General features: G+C 33.9%; 12 protein-coding genes. 4 read left to right on the top strand and 8 right to left on the bottom strand.

All coding sequences use genetic code 11. The features are described 5' to 3' along the window. Positions 1-37 precede the first annotated feature (37 nt). Positions 38-2,005 (bottom strand): DUF1963 domain-containing protein, encoded by a 1,968-nt coding sequence (locus PZ892_RS07110; RefSeq protein ID WP_182498753.1) that lies wholly within the window; start codon positions 2,003-2,005, stop codon positions 38-40. Between the two features lie 269 nt (positions 2,006-2,274). On the opposite strand from PZ892_RS07110, the gene PZ892_RS07105 reads away from it, so the two are divergent. Next, on the top strand, positions 2,275-3,102 hold the full coding sequence (locus PZ892_RS07105; RefSeq protein ID WP_182498754.1) for an agmatine deiminase family protein: 828 nt from the start codon (positions 2,275-2,277) through the stop codon (positions 3,100-3,102). On the opposite strand, the gene PZ892_RS07100 is transcribed toward PZ892_RS07105, so the two are convergent. Next, positions 3,054-4,208, bottom strand: a complete 1,155-nt coding sequence (locus PZ892_RS07100; protein WP_182498755.1) for a hypothetical protein — start codon at positions 4,206-4,208, stop codon at positions 3,054-3,056. The two genes, PZ892_RS07105 and PZ892_RS07100, sit on opposite strands and share 49 nt — an antisense overlap. A gap of 169 nt (positions 4,209-4,377) precedes the next feature. Between PZ892_RS07100 and PZ892_RS07095 the strand changes: the two genes are divergently transcribed. Next, positions 4,378-5,268: a WYL domain-containing protein gene (locus PZ892_RS07095; protein WP_277712587.1), complete on the top strand. Its 891-nt coding sequence runs from the start codon at positions 4,378-4,380 to the stop codon at positions 5,266-5,268. A 442-nt stretch (positions 5,269-5,710) separates the two neighbouring features. Here the strand turns inward: PZ892_RS07095 and PZ892_RS07090 are convergent, their stop codons facing one another. From PZ892_RS07090 to PZ892_RS07070, 5 genes are all read right to left on the bottom strand, one after another. After that, a complete protein-coding gene (locus PZ892_RS07090; RefSeq protein WP_182498757.1) occupies positions 5,711-6,232 on the bottom strand; it encodes a hypothetical protein in 522 nt (173 codons plus the stop codon). A 6-nt stretch (positions 6,233-6,238) separates the two neighbouring features. Beyond that, positions 6,239-6,616 carry a hypothetical protein gene (locus PZ892_RS07085; protein WP_182498758.1) on the bottom strand — a complete coding sequence of 126 codons (378 nt, stop codon included), beginning with the start codon at positions 6,614-6,616 and terminating at the stop codon, positions 6,239-6,241. A gap of 172 nt (positions 6,617-6,788) precedes the next feature. Further along, on the bottom strand, positions 6,789-8,627 hold the full coding sequence (locus tag PZ892_RS07080; RefSeq protein ID WP_182498759.1) for a SusD/RagB family nutrient-binding outer membrane lipoprotein: 1,839 nt from the start codon (positions 8,625-8,627) through the stop codon (positions 6,789-6,791). Between the two features lies 1 nt (position 8,628). Further along, positions 8,629-12,018, bottom strand: coding sequence for a SusC/RagA family TonB-linked outer membrane protein (locus PZ892_RS07075; protein ID WP_220476703.1), 3,390 nt, complete (start codon positions 12,016-12,018; stop codon positions 8,629-8,631). Between the two features lie 99 nt (positions 12,019-12,117). Then, positions 12,118-13,320 carry an ROK family transcriptional regulator gene (locus PZ892_RS07070; RefSeq protein ID WP_182498760.1) on the bottom strand — a complete coding sequence of 401 codons (1,203 nt, stop codon included), beginning with the start codon at positions 13,318-13,320 and terminating at the stop codon, positions 12,118-12,120. Positions 13,321-13,555: 235 nt separating this feature from the next. On the opposite strand from PZ892_RS07070, the gene PZ892_RS07065 reads away from it, so the two are divergent. Further along, the gene (locus PZ892_RS07065; protein WP_182498761.1) at positions 13,556-15,433 is read left to right on the top strand and encodes an Nramp family divalent metal transporter; all 1,878 of its coding nucleotides are present in this window, start codon (positions 13,556-13,558) and stop codon (positions 15,431-15,433) included. Between the two features lie 94 nt (positions 15,434-15,527). After that, a complete protein-coding gene (locus PZ892_RS07060) occupies positions 15,528-16,049 on the top strand; it encodes a hypothetical protein (RefSeq protein ID WP_094281530.1) in 522 nt (173 codons plus the stop codon). Between the two features lie 56 nt (positions 16,050-16,105). Here PZ892_RS07060 and PZ892_RS07055 read toward each other — a convergent pair whose 3' ends face one another. Continuing rightward, the gene (locus PZ892_RS07055; RefSeq protein WP_182498762.1) at positions 16,106-17,146 is read right to left on the bottom strand and encodes a hypothetical protein; all 1,041 of its coding nucleotides are present in this window, start codon (positions 17,144-17,146) and stop codon (positions 16,106-16,108) included. Positions 17,147-17,253: the final 107 nt, after the last annotated feature.

Below are 17,253 nucleotides of genomic sequence, written 5' to 3'. Positions count from 1 at the left end.
TTTAACAATAGAGAACTAACGATAAACTTGCTGTTCACTAACTACTTTCTATGGCCAGAAAGACTTTGCTAAAGTCTTTTTTCGCTAGATCACTTTTATGAATTACGAAAAATAAATCTCCTGCATCTCCCCATTGAAAATCCCCTATTGACTTGACGAGCAATAAAATAATCCAATCCTGAGGTTTTCCTTTCCAATTTAAAGCTGTTTGCAGTTCCGGAGATTCATGTTGTGTAAACCCATAGGTATTCACAGCATGATCATATTCATTTAATTGTAGGACAGGCTTCTCAAAAATATCATATAAATTATAGAGAAAATCTTCTTTCCCAGCTAGAGATTTTGCATCCTTTTCAAATAAATAGGTATTGACATGATTTGCATAGAAAGAAGGCACTGAAACAGTGACGAATGCTTCTGCTTTGTAAGGGGTATATTCATTATCTAGAGAGTCAAAGAAATCTTCCTCCGAAAATTCAAACCTAGTCCCGGAAGCTAAATTTTTATTGTCCTCAACATAAATAATTTCAGCATTATTTAATTCATCTGAACCAATGAATTGCATGGAGGTAATAAAGAAAAACAAAGTACCTGTTCGAGGTAGATATTCCTGAAGGTGAGCAATTTCCTCACAATTTATTTGGGCAATAAATTCATAGTGGTAATCTTTATCCTCATAAGAATAATGATAAATTGGATAGGATATTTCCATAGGTAGGTCAGGTCTTCCACCAAACCGGTGATTTCCAATTTTGGAATAATCATCCTGCGTCGTTTGCTTAAATCCAATTGTTCTTTTTACCAATGATAGAAGAGCTTTTTTGTCTTTTGATAGTTTATTCTCTTCGATTATCTTTTCTACAGGCGCGATAAGTTCAGTATCTTTCGAAGCAAAATATTCAGTATCATCCCATTTTACTATTCCAGTTCCATCTGCTCCTTTATAGGTTGTATCTAGTAATCGATCCTTCTCCTCTTTGGTCAGTTCCAATCCTTTGAAGAAATTATATTCACTTGGAAGTTCAACAAAAGGATTATCTGAAGCATTGATGCTTTTTAGATTAGGTTGCTGAACCAAGGATATTGGCAATGTTGAAAGTAAATTCTTTCCTAAGTGGATGGACATTAATGAAGGTAAATTAATGTTTTCGGGAACGGTACGAACCTGATTTTGAGCGAAGTCCAAATATTTAAGTTTAGGCATGGAGAAAATAGAGTCCGGAATGCTGGAAAGTTTACAATTCCGAAGGGTCAATCTTTCTAATTCTTTAAGCTTTGAAATGGACTCGGGAATGGTGGAAAGGTCTGCTTTCAAAACCGTAAAATCTTTCAATTGGGTCAATTCAGCAATTCTCTCACTTATGTTTATTAAGGGCAGATAGGATTCTTCCCAATAATTCGACGAGTTAGTGATTTGTAGAATTTCTAAGTTCTTAAATTCAAAGATTCCTTCAGGAAGTTCCTTAAAGGTTGGATCCTTTAATTTAAGATAGGTTATTTTGTTAGGATCAATTCCTTTGGTTTCTTCTAAACTATTGAAAATATATTCTTTCCAGTTCAAAACTTGTGGATCAAATTTGATACTTGCGAACACTGGAAAACCTGATTCATTCCCATAAGGTTGCTTAAAGGTTCCGTCAATGATCACCCATCCCTCTTTGTACTCAATATTACCAAAGAAATCAAGGCTGTATTCCATACCTTCTTTCAGAAAATGGGTAAAGGTTTCGATATTTTTATCTTCTTCATAATTCAATACTCCGGTCGGAATACCGAAATTATTGATGCCAGAAGCTTCAAATGAAATTTTTACCTTTCCATCTTCAAAATAATCATCCAATAATCCTTTCTTTTTATCAGCTTCAATTTGCCTGCTTTGAATCGATATTTGAGTGTATAGAGTTTTGCTCAATTCTCCAATCACCCAACGTGTTTCATTTTCTAAAATATCATACTCGATTCCATCAATTAGAAATTCTGTTTTAAGACTTTGCACATTTTCCATACGAAGTAGTTTACGGTGTGACCTAACTCTAATTTAACGAAATCTAGATAAAACTATTTCCAAATTCCGTTAAAAAAAGAAAAAAATCCATTATGAGTATTCTAAAATAATCTTACATTTGAAAATCACAAATTACTGATTATTAATATTTTAATTAAATATTTTTAATAAAAATTTTTAATAAAAACGAGATTTTCAAAGCAACGGATTATTGGAAAATTCCATTCAGTAAGGAATACTTTTATTTATTGAATATTAGCTATCATAATATGATTTTCGTCTCATCTCTTTTGAAAGATAAATACAGCAGCATTTTTAATGATTTGAAAAAGAATGTTCAGGTAAAAGAAATCCCTAATACAAAGGATATTTGGATTAGAGATTTCATGCCTATTTGGTCAAATAACAATTCATGGGTGTTATTCCAATACTTCCCAAAATATCTACGGAATCCAAAATTTCAAAATCTAATCTCTGATAATCGAAGCATTTGCAATCAACTCGGAATAGATTATCAATACTCAGAAATCATTTTGGACGGAGGTTCAGTAGTTTATTTCAAGGGTATCTTTCTCGTTTCAGACCGTATCTATCTGGATAATCCAACTTTAAGTAAACAGCAAATCAGAACTAGTTTGGAAAATCTATTTCATTCTGACAAAATCATTATTGTACCTGCACTAGACCATGATTTTACCGGCCATTTGGATGGAATTTTAACTATCATTGATTCAAATTTGATTCTAATAAATGATTTCCAAGAAGAGGAGTATAAAAACCAATTGACCAAACTCCTGAGTCCAATTTTTGAGATTGATTTCCTCCCCTACAACCCTTATAAAAACAGAACCTATCAATCTGCAAAGGGCGTTTATATGAATTTTATTGAAACTACAGATTTTGTTCTTGTTCCGGTATTTAAACAAATTGAAGATGAGTTAGCAATAGAAAAATTAAATACCATATATTCAAAAAAAACCATTGTACCTATTAATTGTAATGTGTTGGCAGGCGAAGGAGGATTATTGCATTGTATAAGTTGGTCCTCCTACCCCCCATTAATCTGTAAAGAATCAAAAAATTCGGTGACAAAATAATAGGCTTCAAATTCAAGAATATAATCATTGAACAACAGGTCCAATTTGTTCTTGAGGAACAATTTATGATCTACTGACAGCATTTTATCCAAGTAATCAAATCCTTCAGAAATAGATCGCAGCTGAACAGGAATATCCTTTGAATGACTCTCCTGAAGAATTTCTGAAAAACTATAGGCCTCCCTACCCCAAAAAAGAATATTGAACATTTGTTTATCATGACCTTTTAGGAATGACACAATAATTAATAGAGCTAATAAATTTAGAAGGCTCTCTTGATCCATAAATTGGTAGTAGGTCTTCATGTATGCAAAATGCTTTAATGAAACTATCCATAAGTCATCAGAACACATATTGGAAATGAAATTGTCAATCTTGTTTTTCAATTTATTGATTGGAAAAGTAAAACTATTGGGATCATAAATAATATTCACCTTCTCTTGGAGAAAGGCACTTAAAGGTTTACGAATAATCTTAGGTCTTATTGAATCATATCCCAGTTTGGAGGCTAATAAGTTTGCTTGACCAGAAATCAACTGGTGCATAATTCCTGAAAACCTTATTGAAGATAATTTTTCTGAAAAGTGATCGGAGAATAAAATGGTAGTCTTAGGTCTGGAATTTAATTTTTGGAGCAAACTCCTAGTAATCTGGAAATTATTAGTGTTTTCAAATTTAAATGGAATCCGAATTAGAATCTGATAATCCGTATCTAAGATGTATTTAAGCACGGTATGAGAAATTGGTTCAGATAAACAAAGAACAAAAACAGCATCTTCTTTAACCTGACTCAATAGATCCAAAAATTTAGGTTCATTAAAATTATCAACCTGATACAACTCTTGTTTTTCAGCATAAAGGAATTCCTTTTTTCCTGGAAATGGAATAAAGTAATCTGCCAATTGCTTGTCCATGGAAAAATCAATATAACCTACGTTCTTAATACCATAATCTAGGATAAGCTTGGATAAAATGAGTTTCCCTTCAATGCCAATTCCGATTATACTCAGGTTATTGATCTTTAAGGATTGCTGAGTTGGCAATAATCCTTGAAATATTGCCCTTGGATGATTAAGAGTGGAGCTGAGTATTTGATTTGTCTGCATAAAATTTCAATATTTTGGGTTTAGAATATTTCATATAAATCCAAAATTGAATGCAGAGGCTGTCAAAATAGGTCGCTATCATTATTAATAAAAAAGATTTAAAGTCTAATGTAAAACGTCATATTTTGTCGTCTTGCTTTCTTATGTTTGCATTAACATAGATTATATCATGTCAGTAAGAGAAACCATAATTCGTCATAAACTAATCATCAATTACCTTAGAAATAAACCAAGGACATGGTTGGAAATTGATCAATACCTAAAGCGGGAATCTGAATTGCAGGATTATAAGCTTTCCATAAGTCAGCGACAGTTTCAGCGTGATATTGAAGATATACTTCCTTTATATGGTGTCATTATACAAAATAATCGTTCGAAAAAATGCTATTATATTGAGAATCTCGACAATGAAGCTGATCGTCCATTGGAAATCCTCGATGTATTGAACATATTGAGAATTGGGAATAACGGGAGTAATAACATTGTCTTTGAGAATCGTCGTCCCAGTGGATCTGAGAATTTATGGCCAATTGTTCAGGCTATGAGAGGCGAAAGGGCAATTAGCTTTTCCTACCATAAATTTTATGAAAATTATGCTGAAGACAGGAAGTTGTTTCCAATGGTTTTAAAAGAAGTAAAAAATAGATGGTATATATTGGGTCATGACTTAGAAAAGATGAGCTTACGTGTATTCGGATTGGATCGAATTACGGATTTGGAGATTGGAGGAAAACTTTCAATACCAAAACAATCCTTGGATACTGATTTTCTTTTCAAACATTGTTTTGGAATTATCCTTCCGAATAAAGATCAGAAAGTTGAGGAAGTTATTTTATCCTATTCACCTTTTCAGGCACGTTATGTAAAGTCTTTGCCCTTGCATAATACTCAAGAGGTAATACTCGAAAATGAAAATGAAGTAAGAATTAAATTGAATATTTATGTAACACATGATTTTATTATGGAAGTACTCTCCGTCGCCGGGGAAGTAAAAGTAATAGCTCCTGCATCCTTGAAAGAGGAAGTCGCTAGAGAGCACCAAAGAGCATTAGTCCCATGATTAATATTTAAAGATTTAAAAAGTTAAAACAAAAAAGCTCAAAATATTTGAGCTTTTTTGTTTATCTGATTATTGATTTGAAATCCATATTAATTTCCTTCTATAGCATTTTCCAACCCCTAACACAGATGCTATCAAACTGATAAATAACAAAGTGCCGAATAAAATAAATTCAATCAATTTCTTTTCTCCTGAATGCGGTTTTCTCAAATACAATACCCACAAGAAAAGCTTTCTTAATGATATCTGAAAAAGAAATACAATCAAGTTTAATATGAGAAATATTAACAAAGAAGGTAAATAAAAGACAAATCGAATCGCAAGGATTAGGTATCTGAATAAAACATTATTGCTTATTGAAAAATACTTTTTGCTGAAGATATCATAGAATTCAGATTTGAAAATAGATAGTTCACCAAGTACTTTTTTATATCCTTCCATCCTACTTAATAATATACCAAATAATAAATACACTAAGTTCCAGTCGAAGATCCTTTAAATATTTATCAATGCTTTTTAAGCTGTATTCCCAATAATAAATAACTGGCAAGGAAGGTTTTGCCAGGTCAGGAAATGCTATGTGGTATCCTTGAGTGATCACATTTCCGAATAAACCATAGCGAAGGACTTTAGCAAAAAACTCATAAATTAAGCCACATAATCCAATTATAGGCCGCAACAAAAACATCCTTTTGAAAAGTAGACTGATAAAGTAAATGGGGAGCTTGATAACTAAGAATAGTAGGTATTTTATTCCAAGATTCCTAAAAATAAAATACCATTTAAAAAGATGTTTAATGCCTATAGGCAGTTTGTCATAAATATTAAATCCATGATTAATACTTTTGACAAGTCGTACTCTTAAAGATTTTTTTTCTTCCTTCTCAAAGATCATGATTTGAAAAACATTGTCTTTCAAATCTAATCTTGGAAACGACATGCCAGGTCGCGATAACCTAGCCATTTGATATTAATCTCTAACTAAATGTAATACATCAGGTGCGGCCGTATTTGATATTTCATCCAGTACAATCTCATTGTCATTCTTGAAAGTAACTACATATACGATATCAAATAAATTTTTTAGAGTTAATACATATTTGCTATAAGTATAATTGCCTTTGACATTCTTATCAGCATTGCTACTGATCTCAAATTCATACGTATTATTTTCATGTAGATTTAAGGCAGGGACCGATTTCCCATCCGCTAGAACCCACCGGCCAACTATATATTCGGACTTTACAATTGGTTCTTCCTCAGAACAAGAGGTAAATGATAATACGGCAATGGTTGCTATAACTAGTTTCTTCGTTAATAGCTTCACTCTTTTTTCTATTGCTAACATTGATTAATTGAGAATAAATTATATTATAAATATCAAATATTAATTGAAGTAATCAATGTTTTATCGAAAAATTATTTTCAGTATTACTAATTTCCATTCTAGATAGCACCAAAAAAAAGATCGAGCAAATAAATTTGCCCGATCTCCATTTATTGATTTTTAACTATATACATTACCTATCCCAGAAAATTCTTCCCTGCGATTGATTCTGTTGCATGTATTCAGGTTTAGAAACTAACTTTTGAATCGCTTCAGTATAATTAGCCTCATTTGCCGAATTTGGATTTGGTAATTTTGATCTTCTAGGAATTAAGAAGGTCGTTCCACCCGACTTAATCTCATCTAAGAATGCTGTTCCATCTTTAGGATTCGGACTTTGATAAGCCTTAAATTTCGGCAATCCTGTTCTTTTCCAAGTTGCCCACGCCTCCTCAGGTCTCATAAAGAAGTTAACCCATGCTTGAGAAATAATTAATTCTAATTTATGTTGTTGGCTTCCTGTATACTGAACTTGCGGTTGTGCCAAGTATTCCGAAATTTTAGCATCATCAATTGGAGCGTAGTCAGCTACGGTATTATTAGCTGCAGAAAGCACTTTCATGCGAACTGCCCATGTCTGATATTGACGCATAGAGGCTGCAATTCCAGCTTCATACCATGCTTTTGCATCCTTTCCACCTTTTGCTGAGCCTAATTTTTCACAGATCTCTGCCATCATGAAACAAGTCTCGGCATAAGTGATTTGCGGAGAAAATAATTTCATATCATCATTATTGTCATAACGAGGATAATCAATATTTCTTGCTCCACCACCTGTCTCAGCATTACCACCATTCTTTACATAAAACCTACTTTGAACCTGTGAAATGGCACGAATAGTATAATTCAATGGACCACCTGGTTTATTCTCAGAGAAACTTAAAAATTCCCTAGAATCGTCAATTGTCGAATTATCCGGAGATGCTGGCATCCCTACATATCTCTTGGTATATTTTGAATATTGTGGGTCAGTTGCAAAATTCGGATGATATTTCTTCAATGAATCCGCTAGATTATCATTTGTGGGATTATTATTACCTGGACCGAAGCCATTCTTACGAATTAAGATTGGAAGCCTTGGATCGTTGTTGTCCTGTAGAAAGGAAACAAACGAGTTACTCGCAACAAATTGATAAGTTAAAATCGCTGTATCCCAAGTATCATTATTGTGTTCAAGGTTATGATAGTAAATACATGACTCCTCATTGTTCGAAATAATTCCTCCTGAATTAGTGAAAACATCATCAACTACACTTTTATAATGTGCGTTATCCACCTTTTCAAATCTTTGAGCCATTTTTATCCTAAGGGTATTTCCAAATTTCACCCACTTGGCAATATCGCCGCGGTAAAAGTAATCGTTATTTCCAAGCCCAATTTGATCAGCAGGATTGGAAATCAACTGCGTTACGGATTCCTTAATTATCTTATCAAATGCTTTATATTGATCTTCATACATGTCATATTTAGGAGTATTATTTCCTTGTAACCCTGATAAAGCTTCGGTATAAGGAGCAGCTCCATGGGTATCAAACATTAAGAATGCTTGATAAGTCTGAAGAATTTTGGAAATGGAACTGATGTTCTGATATCTGTCTTTGTCGGTTCTATTTGGAATTACAAAAGTAATCAGGTAATTCAGCTTGTTACCATAAGCGTTATAATAATAATTGTAATATGGCAAAAATGGACTTGGATTATCATTTCTTGTAGGATTCGCATAAATTCCTTCCGATGCTCCCCCATTTGACACAACATATTGCATCAATTGCATTACACCGCTGTATTTACTCATCAAATCCCCACGACCTGAATTATTCCAATTCAATGTAGCATTTGTGAATACGTATTTAGGATCAGTACTTACCAATAATTCCTCATTCGTATTCATATCTATCATGTCTTTCTTACAGCTAGTCATCATCAGACCACCTAAAAGACTATATATAATTATATTTTTAAACTTTTTCATCTTAGAATTTTACATTAAGTGATACAGAGAAACTTCTAGAATAAGGAACACCACCATACTCATATGGAGTCAATGGGTTGTTCGATTGGATGGATTCTGGATTCAAACCTCCTTTTAGACCATTGTAGATATAAAATAAGTTTCTACCTGATATTCCTATTCTAGCATAATCCATTTTTAACCTTTTAGTTAAGGATGTAGGTAATTTATATCCAAGAGTCACCTCTCTCATCATGATCCAAGAATTATCCATAATTGGATCCTGAACATTCGCACCCCAACCGAAGTTGTAAGCATAATATGCAGATGCTTGGATTGGCTCAATCAGACCTGACTCTACTGCTTCTTTGTAAGTCAATCCACCTACGTCAACCATATTTGCTGGGTTTGCTTTTGATGGAGCTGTTGTACCTTCTCTAAATACCGCATCCAACATGATTCCGTCGTATACAGTTTCTCCTTTGTAATTCGTTCTAGCGATACCACCATGGCCAGCAGAACGACCAATTAATGCATCCTCTAATGCTCCTCTACCCATGGCATATTTATAGGTATGTGAGAAAAATTGACCGCCAATACGACCATCTGCCTGTAAGAATAAATCAAAATTCTTGTAATATAAGCTGGTATTTAATCCACCAATAAAATCAGGCTCAATCTTTCCAATAGTTTTCCTATCTGGTTTACCCATATCCACATCAGTCGTCCAATAATAAACCGTTGCAGCATTAGGGTTTCCAGTTCTACCAGCGTATTCTAGAATACGTTTACCGTTTCTTGAATCATTTGGATCATCAGGATTTTCAAATATAGCAGGTGCTGAAGCATAGGAATTATTATATCCAGATGTAATGACACCAAACTCGCCTCCTTCGTAAGCCCAAATTTCAGGTCCCGCATCGGCAGAACCCATTAACTGCCATTCCTTGATTTCAGGATGTAACTTCTTAATCTTACCACGGTTAACAGTGTAGTTAAACTGAACATTCCAACGTAGTTTATCGTTACGGATTGGATCAATATCCAATAACAATTCTATACCTTGATTCTGAATATTACCTGCATTAATTCTTCTAGTTGAAGATCCAGATTCTAATACGTTTCCTAAGGTCAAAATTTGATTGAAAGTATTGGTCTTATAGTAGGTAAAATCTACTCCAAAACGATCATTTACAAATCTTAAATCAGTACCCAATTCAATAGATTGTTGGATCTCAGGTTTAAGGTCCGTATTGGGAATACTTGAAATATTTGGACTTGCAGAAATTACATTATTACGGTCTTGATCAAAAATGGTACTTTGGTTAAAACCTCCAGCACCATCACTAGTAGCAAATGCTCTAGAGCCCATACCTACTTGTGACCATGAAGCTCTCAACTTACCAAATGAAAATGCACTTGGAAGTGATTCTTTAAAAGTATCAGTGAATACCCAAGATAGATTTGCTGATGGATAAAAAATAGAATAATTATTCTTCCCAGATTCTATCCATGTTGGATATAATAATGATGAGTTCCAATCATTTCTTGCCGATAATTCTAAAAATACTTGATTTTTATACGCTAAGTTGGCAACAGCGAATAAACCTATAACTTGATAATTTCCTTTTGTATAATTATATGTTGGATAAATAGTATTTACTGAGTTTGAAAAAGCAAAAAGTCCAGGTACAATTAGCCCACCATTGGTGTTCTTTCCCCAGTTTTCATTTACCCCATTTCCATAAACTTCAGAAGCAATTTTTAAGTTAGTTTCAAGGTCTCCATCTAAGAAGTTCTTGCTACCATCCAACATAAATAGGAAGTTATAATTATTACGTCTTGTTCCATTTACGCCATAATAACCACCACCACCTAAGTAAGGTCCAGCACCATATTGTTTATTAACGTTTAAGGTGTTATAGATTGAATAGTTACCTTGAGCCAATGCCCGAATATTATCAGTAATCGTTGCACGTAAAGCCACATTTCCAATAACACTTTCTTCATCCCTATCCTCATTATAATAATCTAACCTATGTAAGAAGTTTGCTATTGTACCATATAATGGTTGGGATTTAACTGCATTGGTTACAGGATCACGATAAGTATCATAAAACTTTGCTAGATCCAATGAACGAGGCATATAATAAGTAGTCATTAGAGCCAAGTTTTGACCTTCTCTCCAAAACCCTTGATCATAAGCATTCTTTGCTTTTGACTTTGCATAGTTTACTCCAAAATCAACAGAGAAAATATCATTAATTTTTCCATTGGATTTCAAGCTAATTGCATCTCTCTTAAATTCATTGTTTTTTAAAACACCACCATTATCGGTGTGTGAATAAGATAGTCTAAATACAGCACGCTCATTACCTCCATTCACTGCTAGGTTAGTATTTGAATAATTACCATTTTGGTACAAAGCTCTCCAATTATCTGGTTGCGCTGAATAAGCAATTTTCTCTCCGTCATTGTAATATTGGTTTACCAATTGGCCATTATACTGAGGACCAAAACTTGACGTAGTTTGATTTGGATTACCCTCTGGTAAGAAATCACCTTGGTAACCATTTCCTACACTTCCTGCTCCAAATTCATTTTGTAATTTGATGTGTGGCGCATAGATATTTTGTATCTGATAGTTCTGTGAGAAATCAATACCTAGCCCTTTACGTGCCATCCCGCCTTTAGTTGTAATAACGATAGCGCCATTAGCACCGCGTGAACCATATAATGCAGTAGCTGCAGCACCTTTCAACACGTCTATACTCTCGTAATCATCAGGATTTAAATTCTTTAACTGAGAACCCCAATCCTTACCCCCGTAAGTATCTGTAATATTATTTTCCATTACAATACCATCGATTACAAAAATTGGTGAGTTGTTTTTGTCGAGTGATTTTGCCCCACGAATAGTAATGCTCGAAGATGAAGTAACCCCAGAAGTTCCAACAGCATTGATCTGAACCCCAGCTACCTTACCTTGCAAGGCATTAACGACATTGATGGTGTTAGTTCTTTGGATTTCTTCAGGTTTTACACTTGTAGCAGCATATCCTAATGATCTAGTTTGTTTTGTGATACCCATGGCAGTCACCACCACTTCATCGATCGAACTATTATCTTCTTCCAATGTAATATTAATCACCTGCGAAGAAACCGTGACCTCTTGTGATAAAAATCCTTGACTCGAAAATCTTAACTTTTCTCCATTGCTAGCTGCAATCCGATATTCCCCATTTAAATCGGTTTGGGTAGCCCTCGTAGTTCCGACTACGGAAATGGAAACACCAAGTAGTGCTCCATTACTGTCTGTCACCTTCCCAGTAACAAACTGTTGTGAAAATGACATATTGATGCAAAACATCAAAAGCAATGTCATTAAACACCCTTTGTAGATTTTACTCATAGTGAATTGGTTTATTATTATTAATATTTTATTGTGAAAGTTTGGTTTTACAATAACAATAGGTTACCCCTGTTTTAATCAGGGTCAAAAAATAATTAGTTAGTTATGATTATATGAAGGAGTTGTCAAATCCTTCTTTCTTAATAAATTTTTGTCTGAATGTTCAATACAAATACAAGCAGACCCTAGTAATTGCACATTATTTAAATCTGAAAAAACTATTTCTGTATTTTTTGAAAGCCTTGAAATACTAAATTCCAAAAGCGAACTTTTAATCTTTGGTGCTAATATCTCCTTAGCCTTTGACCCTCTACCACTTATTACAATAAGTTGAGGATTAATAATATGGATAAGTGTTGAAATGCCTTTTCCTAAAATATATCCTATTCTATTAATGGATTCCATAGCCAACTGATCCCCTTGGGTGGCCGCATCAATTAATTGCTCTCCTGTAATATATTTTTGATTAATGAAATCCTTTTGTAACGAAGATGGACTTCCTAATTGAAGAGTTTGTATAGTTGATTCTACTGCAGCAAGTAAGGATGCCTCAACTTCTAAACAACCTTTCTTTCCACAAGAACATAGTTTATTGGAATCCGATAATGGAATGTGGCTAAACTCACCAGCAAAACCTGAATGACCCCTATAGAGTTCATTATCCAAGATCATCCCCAGTCCTACTCCCCAATTTAAATTGATAACCATCACATCCTTGTATGATTTAGCTACTCCAAAATTATGTTCAGCAATGGCAATTGCTTTCGAATCATTCTCTATAAAAACTGGTAAATTAAATTCTTTCTGGAGATTTTTCTTCAAATTATGAAGCGGAGAATCAACTGGATAAGAATTATTCAATCCACTTTGATAATCGACAAATCCCGGAATTGTGACGCCAATTGCAAAAATTTCAGATACATCTGTCATTTGAAGACTTTCCTCAATTAGTTTGACGATTTTAGAATATGCATCAGTAGAGGCCAAGGCAATTTGAACTATTGCTACTTCGGTTTTAAACTGTCTATTAAAATCAATAATTACAGCTGAAGAATAAAACTGGTCAATTGCAATAGATAGAATATTAGGTAGTTTATCCTGATTAGGAATAAATTGACTTGCCCTCCTCCCACCTGTGGAAGCTGCAAGTCCTGCTTGCAAGATTAAACCCGATTGTAAAAGCCTATTAATGGCATTCGTAATATTAGGAATACTCTTCCCAATGGAAATGCTCAAATCCGCAATTGACTGTGGATTAGAAAAATATAGCCTTTTTACAATAGCAAGTTCAAGTGTAGGCATGACTTTATTGATTAGACAAGTAATATATTTTGTTAATAATTGTTAAGTCTAAGCTAAATAAAATATATTCTAATTCAAAAATACTTTTTAAAAAAAATAAAAAGTATCTCAGGATATAATAAATAAAAAATTAACATAAGGTTATTTTAATGGTTAATTCTTCAATAAACACAAAGAACTTGTCTGCTAACAATTTGCTTTTTAATTTTAAAAATAATTCCAAGTCCAGAATCTTATGTATCAGGATGATCCCCAGCATAAATCTTTGTCAGATATCCATGAAAGTATAGATATCAGTAAAAAGAAATCAAAATATAAAAGAATATTAGGCATGTTTGGACCTGCCTATCTGATAAGTGTTGGGTATATGGATCCTGGGAATTGGGCAACTGACCTTGCTGGTGGAAGTCAATTTGGCTATGCCTTATTATGGGTATTGCTGATGAGTAATATCATGGCTTTATTGCTTCAGAATTTATGTGCTCGTTTAGGTGTTGTTCGGGGGAAGGATCTGGCACAGTGTAACCGCGAAACCTATCCGAAAAAGGTCAATTTCGCACTTTACATCCTTGCTGAAATCGCAATTGCAGCTTGTGATTTAGCCGAAGTATTAGGAATGGCAATCGGACTGCATCTACTCTTTGGAATTGATATCATCTGGGGTGTATTAATCAGCTTTGCCGATACCTTCCTGCTCCTGTATCTTCAAAAGTTAGGAATGCGAAAGATGGAGCTTTTCATTATCGGATTGATTTCATTGATAGGCATGTGTTTTATGGTAGAAATGTTCTTAGCAAAGCCTGATTTTGCAGAAGTAGCTACGGGATTGATCCCAAGCATCCCAAATAGTGCCGCATTGTATATCGCAATAGGAATTATTGGTGCAACCGTAATGCCACATAATCTATACCTGCACTCCGCATTGGTCCAAACCAGAAAAATTGATAGAGACGCAAAATCCATAAAAAGATCTTTGAAATATAATTTCTGGGATAGTGCAATTGCCCTCAATATGGCCTTCTTTGTCAATGCAGCAATATTAATCCTCGCCGCTTCCGTATTTCACAAAAATGGATTACATGAGGTTGCTGAACTAGATGATGCCTACCATTTATTAAAAAATATTCTAGGTACAGAATTGGCTCCTAAATTATTTGCTGTAGCTTTAATTTTAGCCGGTCAAAGTTCAACAGTTACTGGTACTTTAGCTGGCCAAATTGTTATGGAAGGCTATTTAAGATTAAGAATCAGCCCTGCCCTTAGAAGAATAATTACCAGATTGCTGGCCATTATTCCGGCAGTCTTAGTAATTCTTATCTCTGGTGAAGACCATGTAGGACAACTCCTTATTTTTAGCCAGGTTATTCTCAGCATGCAATTGGCCTTTGCAGTCATCCCATTGATTCATTTCGTTTCTGATAAAAATAAAATGGGAATATTTGTGATCAATAACCTAACTAAGGTTTTTGCATGGCTTATTGCCGCAGTAATTGCAATATTAAACTTTAAACTGGTTTACGATGAATTATATAAATGGATCCAAAATGCAACAAACCCATTAGTTCCCATGCTGGTAATTCTATTGGCATTAGGATTAATCCTCCTATTATTGATCACCTTCTTCTACCCGATTTTCTGGAAAACAAAAACTGTTGAAACAGACGTTCACCAATCATTTGAACCCATCGCCATGGAAACCAAGAAATCCTTTAATACAATATTGATTGCTTTAGATTTTTCAATTTCAGATCAGAAGGTCATACAGTATGCATTACAACTAGCAGATTCCAAGAGCAAGTTTGTCTTGATCCACATTGTGGAAAGTGCATCAGTTAAATATGACGGCAACTCTTCTGATGATCTGGAATCAAGACAGGATTTGGAAAGACTAAAACGCTTTGCAGATTTTCTGATTTCCAATGGACATCAAACCCAATTTGAATTAGGGTATAATAACAGGATTAAGAATATCGTGAGGTTCTGTGAAAAATATCAAGCAGATCTTTTGATAGTAGGAAGTCATGGCCACAGAGGATTTAAAGATTTTATTTTTGGCGAAACAGTTAATAAGTTGCGCCATGCGGTTAATATCCCTGTTTTTATCGCCAAATAACTCTTCCCGAAATCTAAATAAATTAATTTACAAAATAGATACTTTATTGGTATGGTTTTGGTTTAACTAAAACAGCAAAATCACACTATACTATATGAAAAAAAGAATCTTATTTGGTGCAGGTATAGCACTATTCTCTGCACTAAGTTTTAGCTGTAGCAAAGACGATGGACCGAATGGCGAAGTTGGAAACAATTATTTTTCAGTTAAGATTGATGGAAAGGAAAAAACATTTCCAATTGTTGAAGCAGCTTGGGTTGAAGGCGGAAATTACCTAATGATTAGTGCAATGGATAACGGAAAAGAGTCCGTTATGATTTCTGTGATGTCAGACAAAACCAGAGTTCCAGCTGGTACTTATACACTTCAAGATAACTCTGGATTCTCCATCCTAGCAGCTCATAATACCACCAAAGATGAGGTTCAAGTAAATTCTACAGCTTCTAGGGATACCGATGCGCCTGAAGATTCTTTCAATTTGAAAATTGATAACATAAACAACAATCTCGTTGAAGGGACATTCTCAGGAACTTTGATTCGGGTTCAAGGATTAGAAACTCTTGGCTCAACCAAATTAACAGATGGGAAATTTAAGACTAGTATACAGCCTAACTAGTCTATAAAATATTTACTGAACTCTACCTCTATCAATTGAAATAGAGGTAGAGTTTTTTATACCTTTTCTTCAACAAAAATGGACCGAATTGACTCAATAAAATTCTTTTCCAGATTTTTAACCTTTTTCCTGAAGAAATCAAAATCCCCAATCAATTCATCGTAATTTGCTAGCATATCCTTTATTTTCGATACTACCAATTCCTCATTATTAAAATCCTCAAGTTTATATTGCTCAGGAATAGCTACATCAAAATTATTTTCTGAAGCATTTCTTTTCCCAACCAATAACATGGTACCATTTAAAACGGTTTCCTTAGGAAGTCGTTCAGGACCTGGAAATTTTCCAAAGTCAACATACAACTTACTCTGTTGAAAAAGGTTTTTCATGCCTTTTACATCCAGTCCTTGTATAGGTTCAAATTCTAAGTCAGTACGAGTTAATAACTTCTTCATGATCGTTGAACTTTTCGAAGGATTATATAAAATTTTATTACCCCGGTTTTTAGAGGATAAATCAATATCTCCAAAATCTAAAAACTCCATACCTAATGGTTCGACAAGCAGATGTACATTATTGAACTTTTCTTTAGTAAATTGATAAGTAAACATGGAACCACATAAATTATAGTCCTCTGGTTTAATTTTATAGGCTTGTACCAAATATTTTTCGTAATCAAATCTTTTATAAAACTCTTTTCTTAATTCAAAAATAGAAGAAGGTATGATTTTCCTAAGTTTGGATTTAATCTTACGCCTGATCGTTTGCGGAAATGCATCAAAGCCATCATAAAATTGTAATCCCAGCCACCAAATACATTTCCTCGCTTTCTTGATTTGATTGAGATATATGGTATGCATCTCCGGAACGATAATCACGTTCTCCTTACTATCTACAACTTGATCGATTGGAATTATCTGCGGAGTATATTTCTCATATTGTGGGTGCAACTTTGCATCCTGAAAATAAACCAAACGGGTTTGATACCCAGATTTGATTAAATAGTAATGCAACTGATGTAATGCTTCTGGACCACCAGATGCTAAATTACCCGGCGCTAAAACATAAATGATTGATTTCTTGAATAATTGAATCATCAAATAATAATATAAATAATAATATGGTTTGTTTTAATGTTGCTTAATTATTAATTGCTAATTTAATTAATTTTCAACTCATGCCACAAATTATTGCTCTAAACAAT

It is taken from the genome of Sphingobacterium sp. WM (assembly GCF_029542465.1).
Lineage (GTDB): Bacteria > Bacteroidota > Bacteroidia > Sphingobacteriales > Sphingobacteriaceae > Sphingobacterium > Sphingobacterium cellulitidis.
This window is presented reverse-complemented; position numbering and strand designations above follow the sequence as displayed.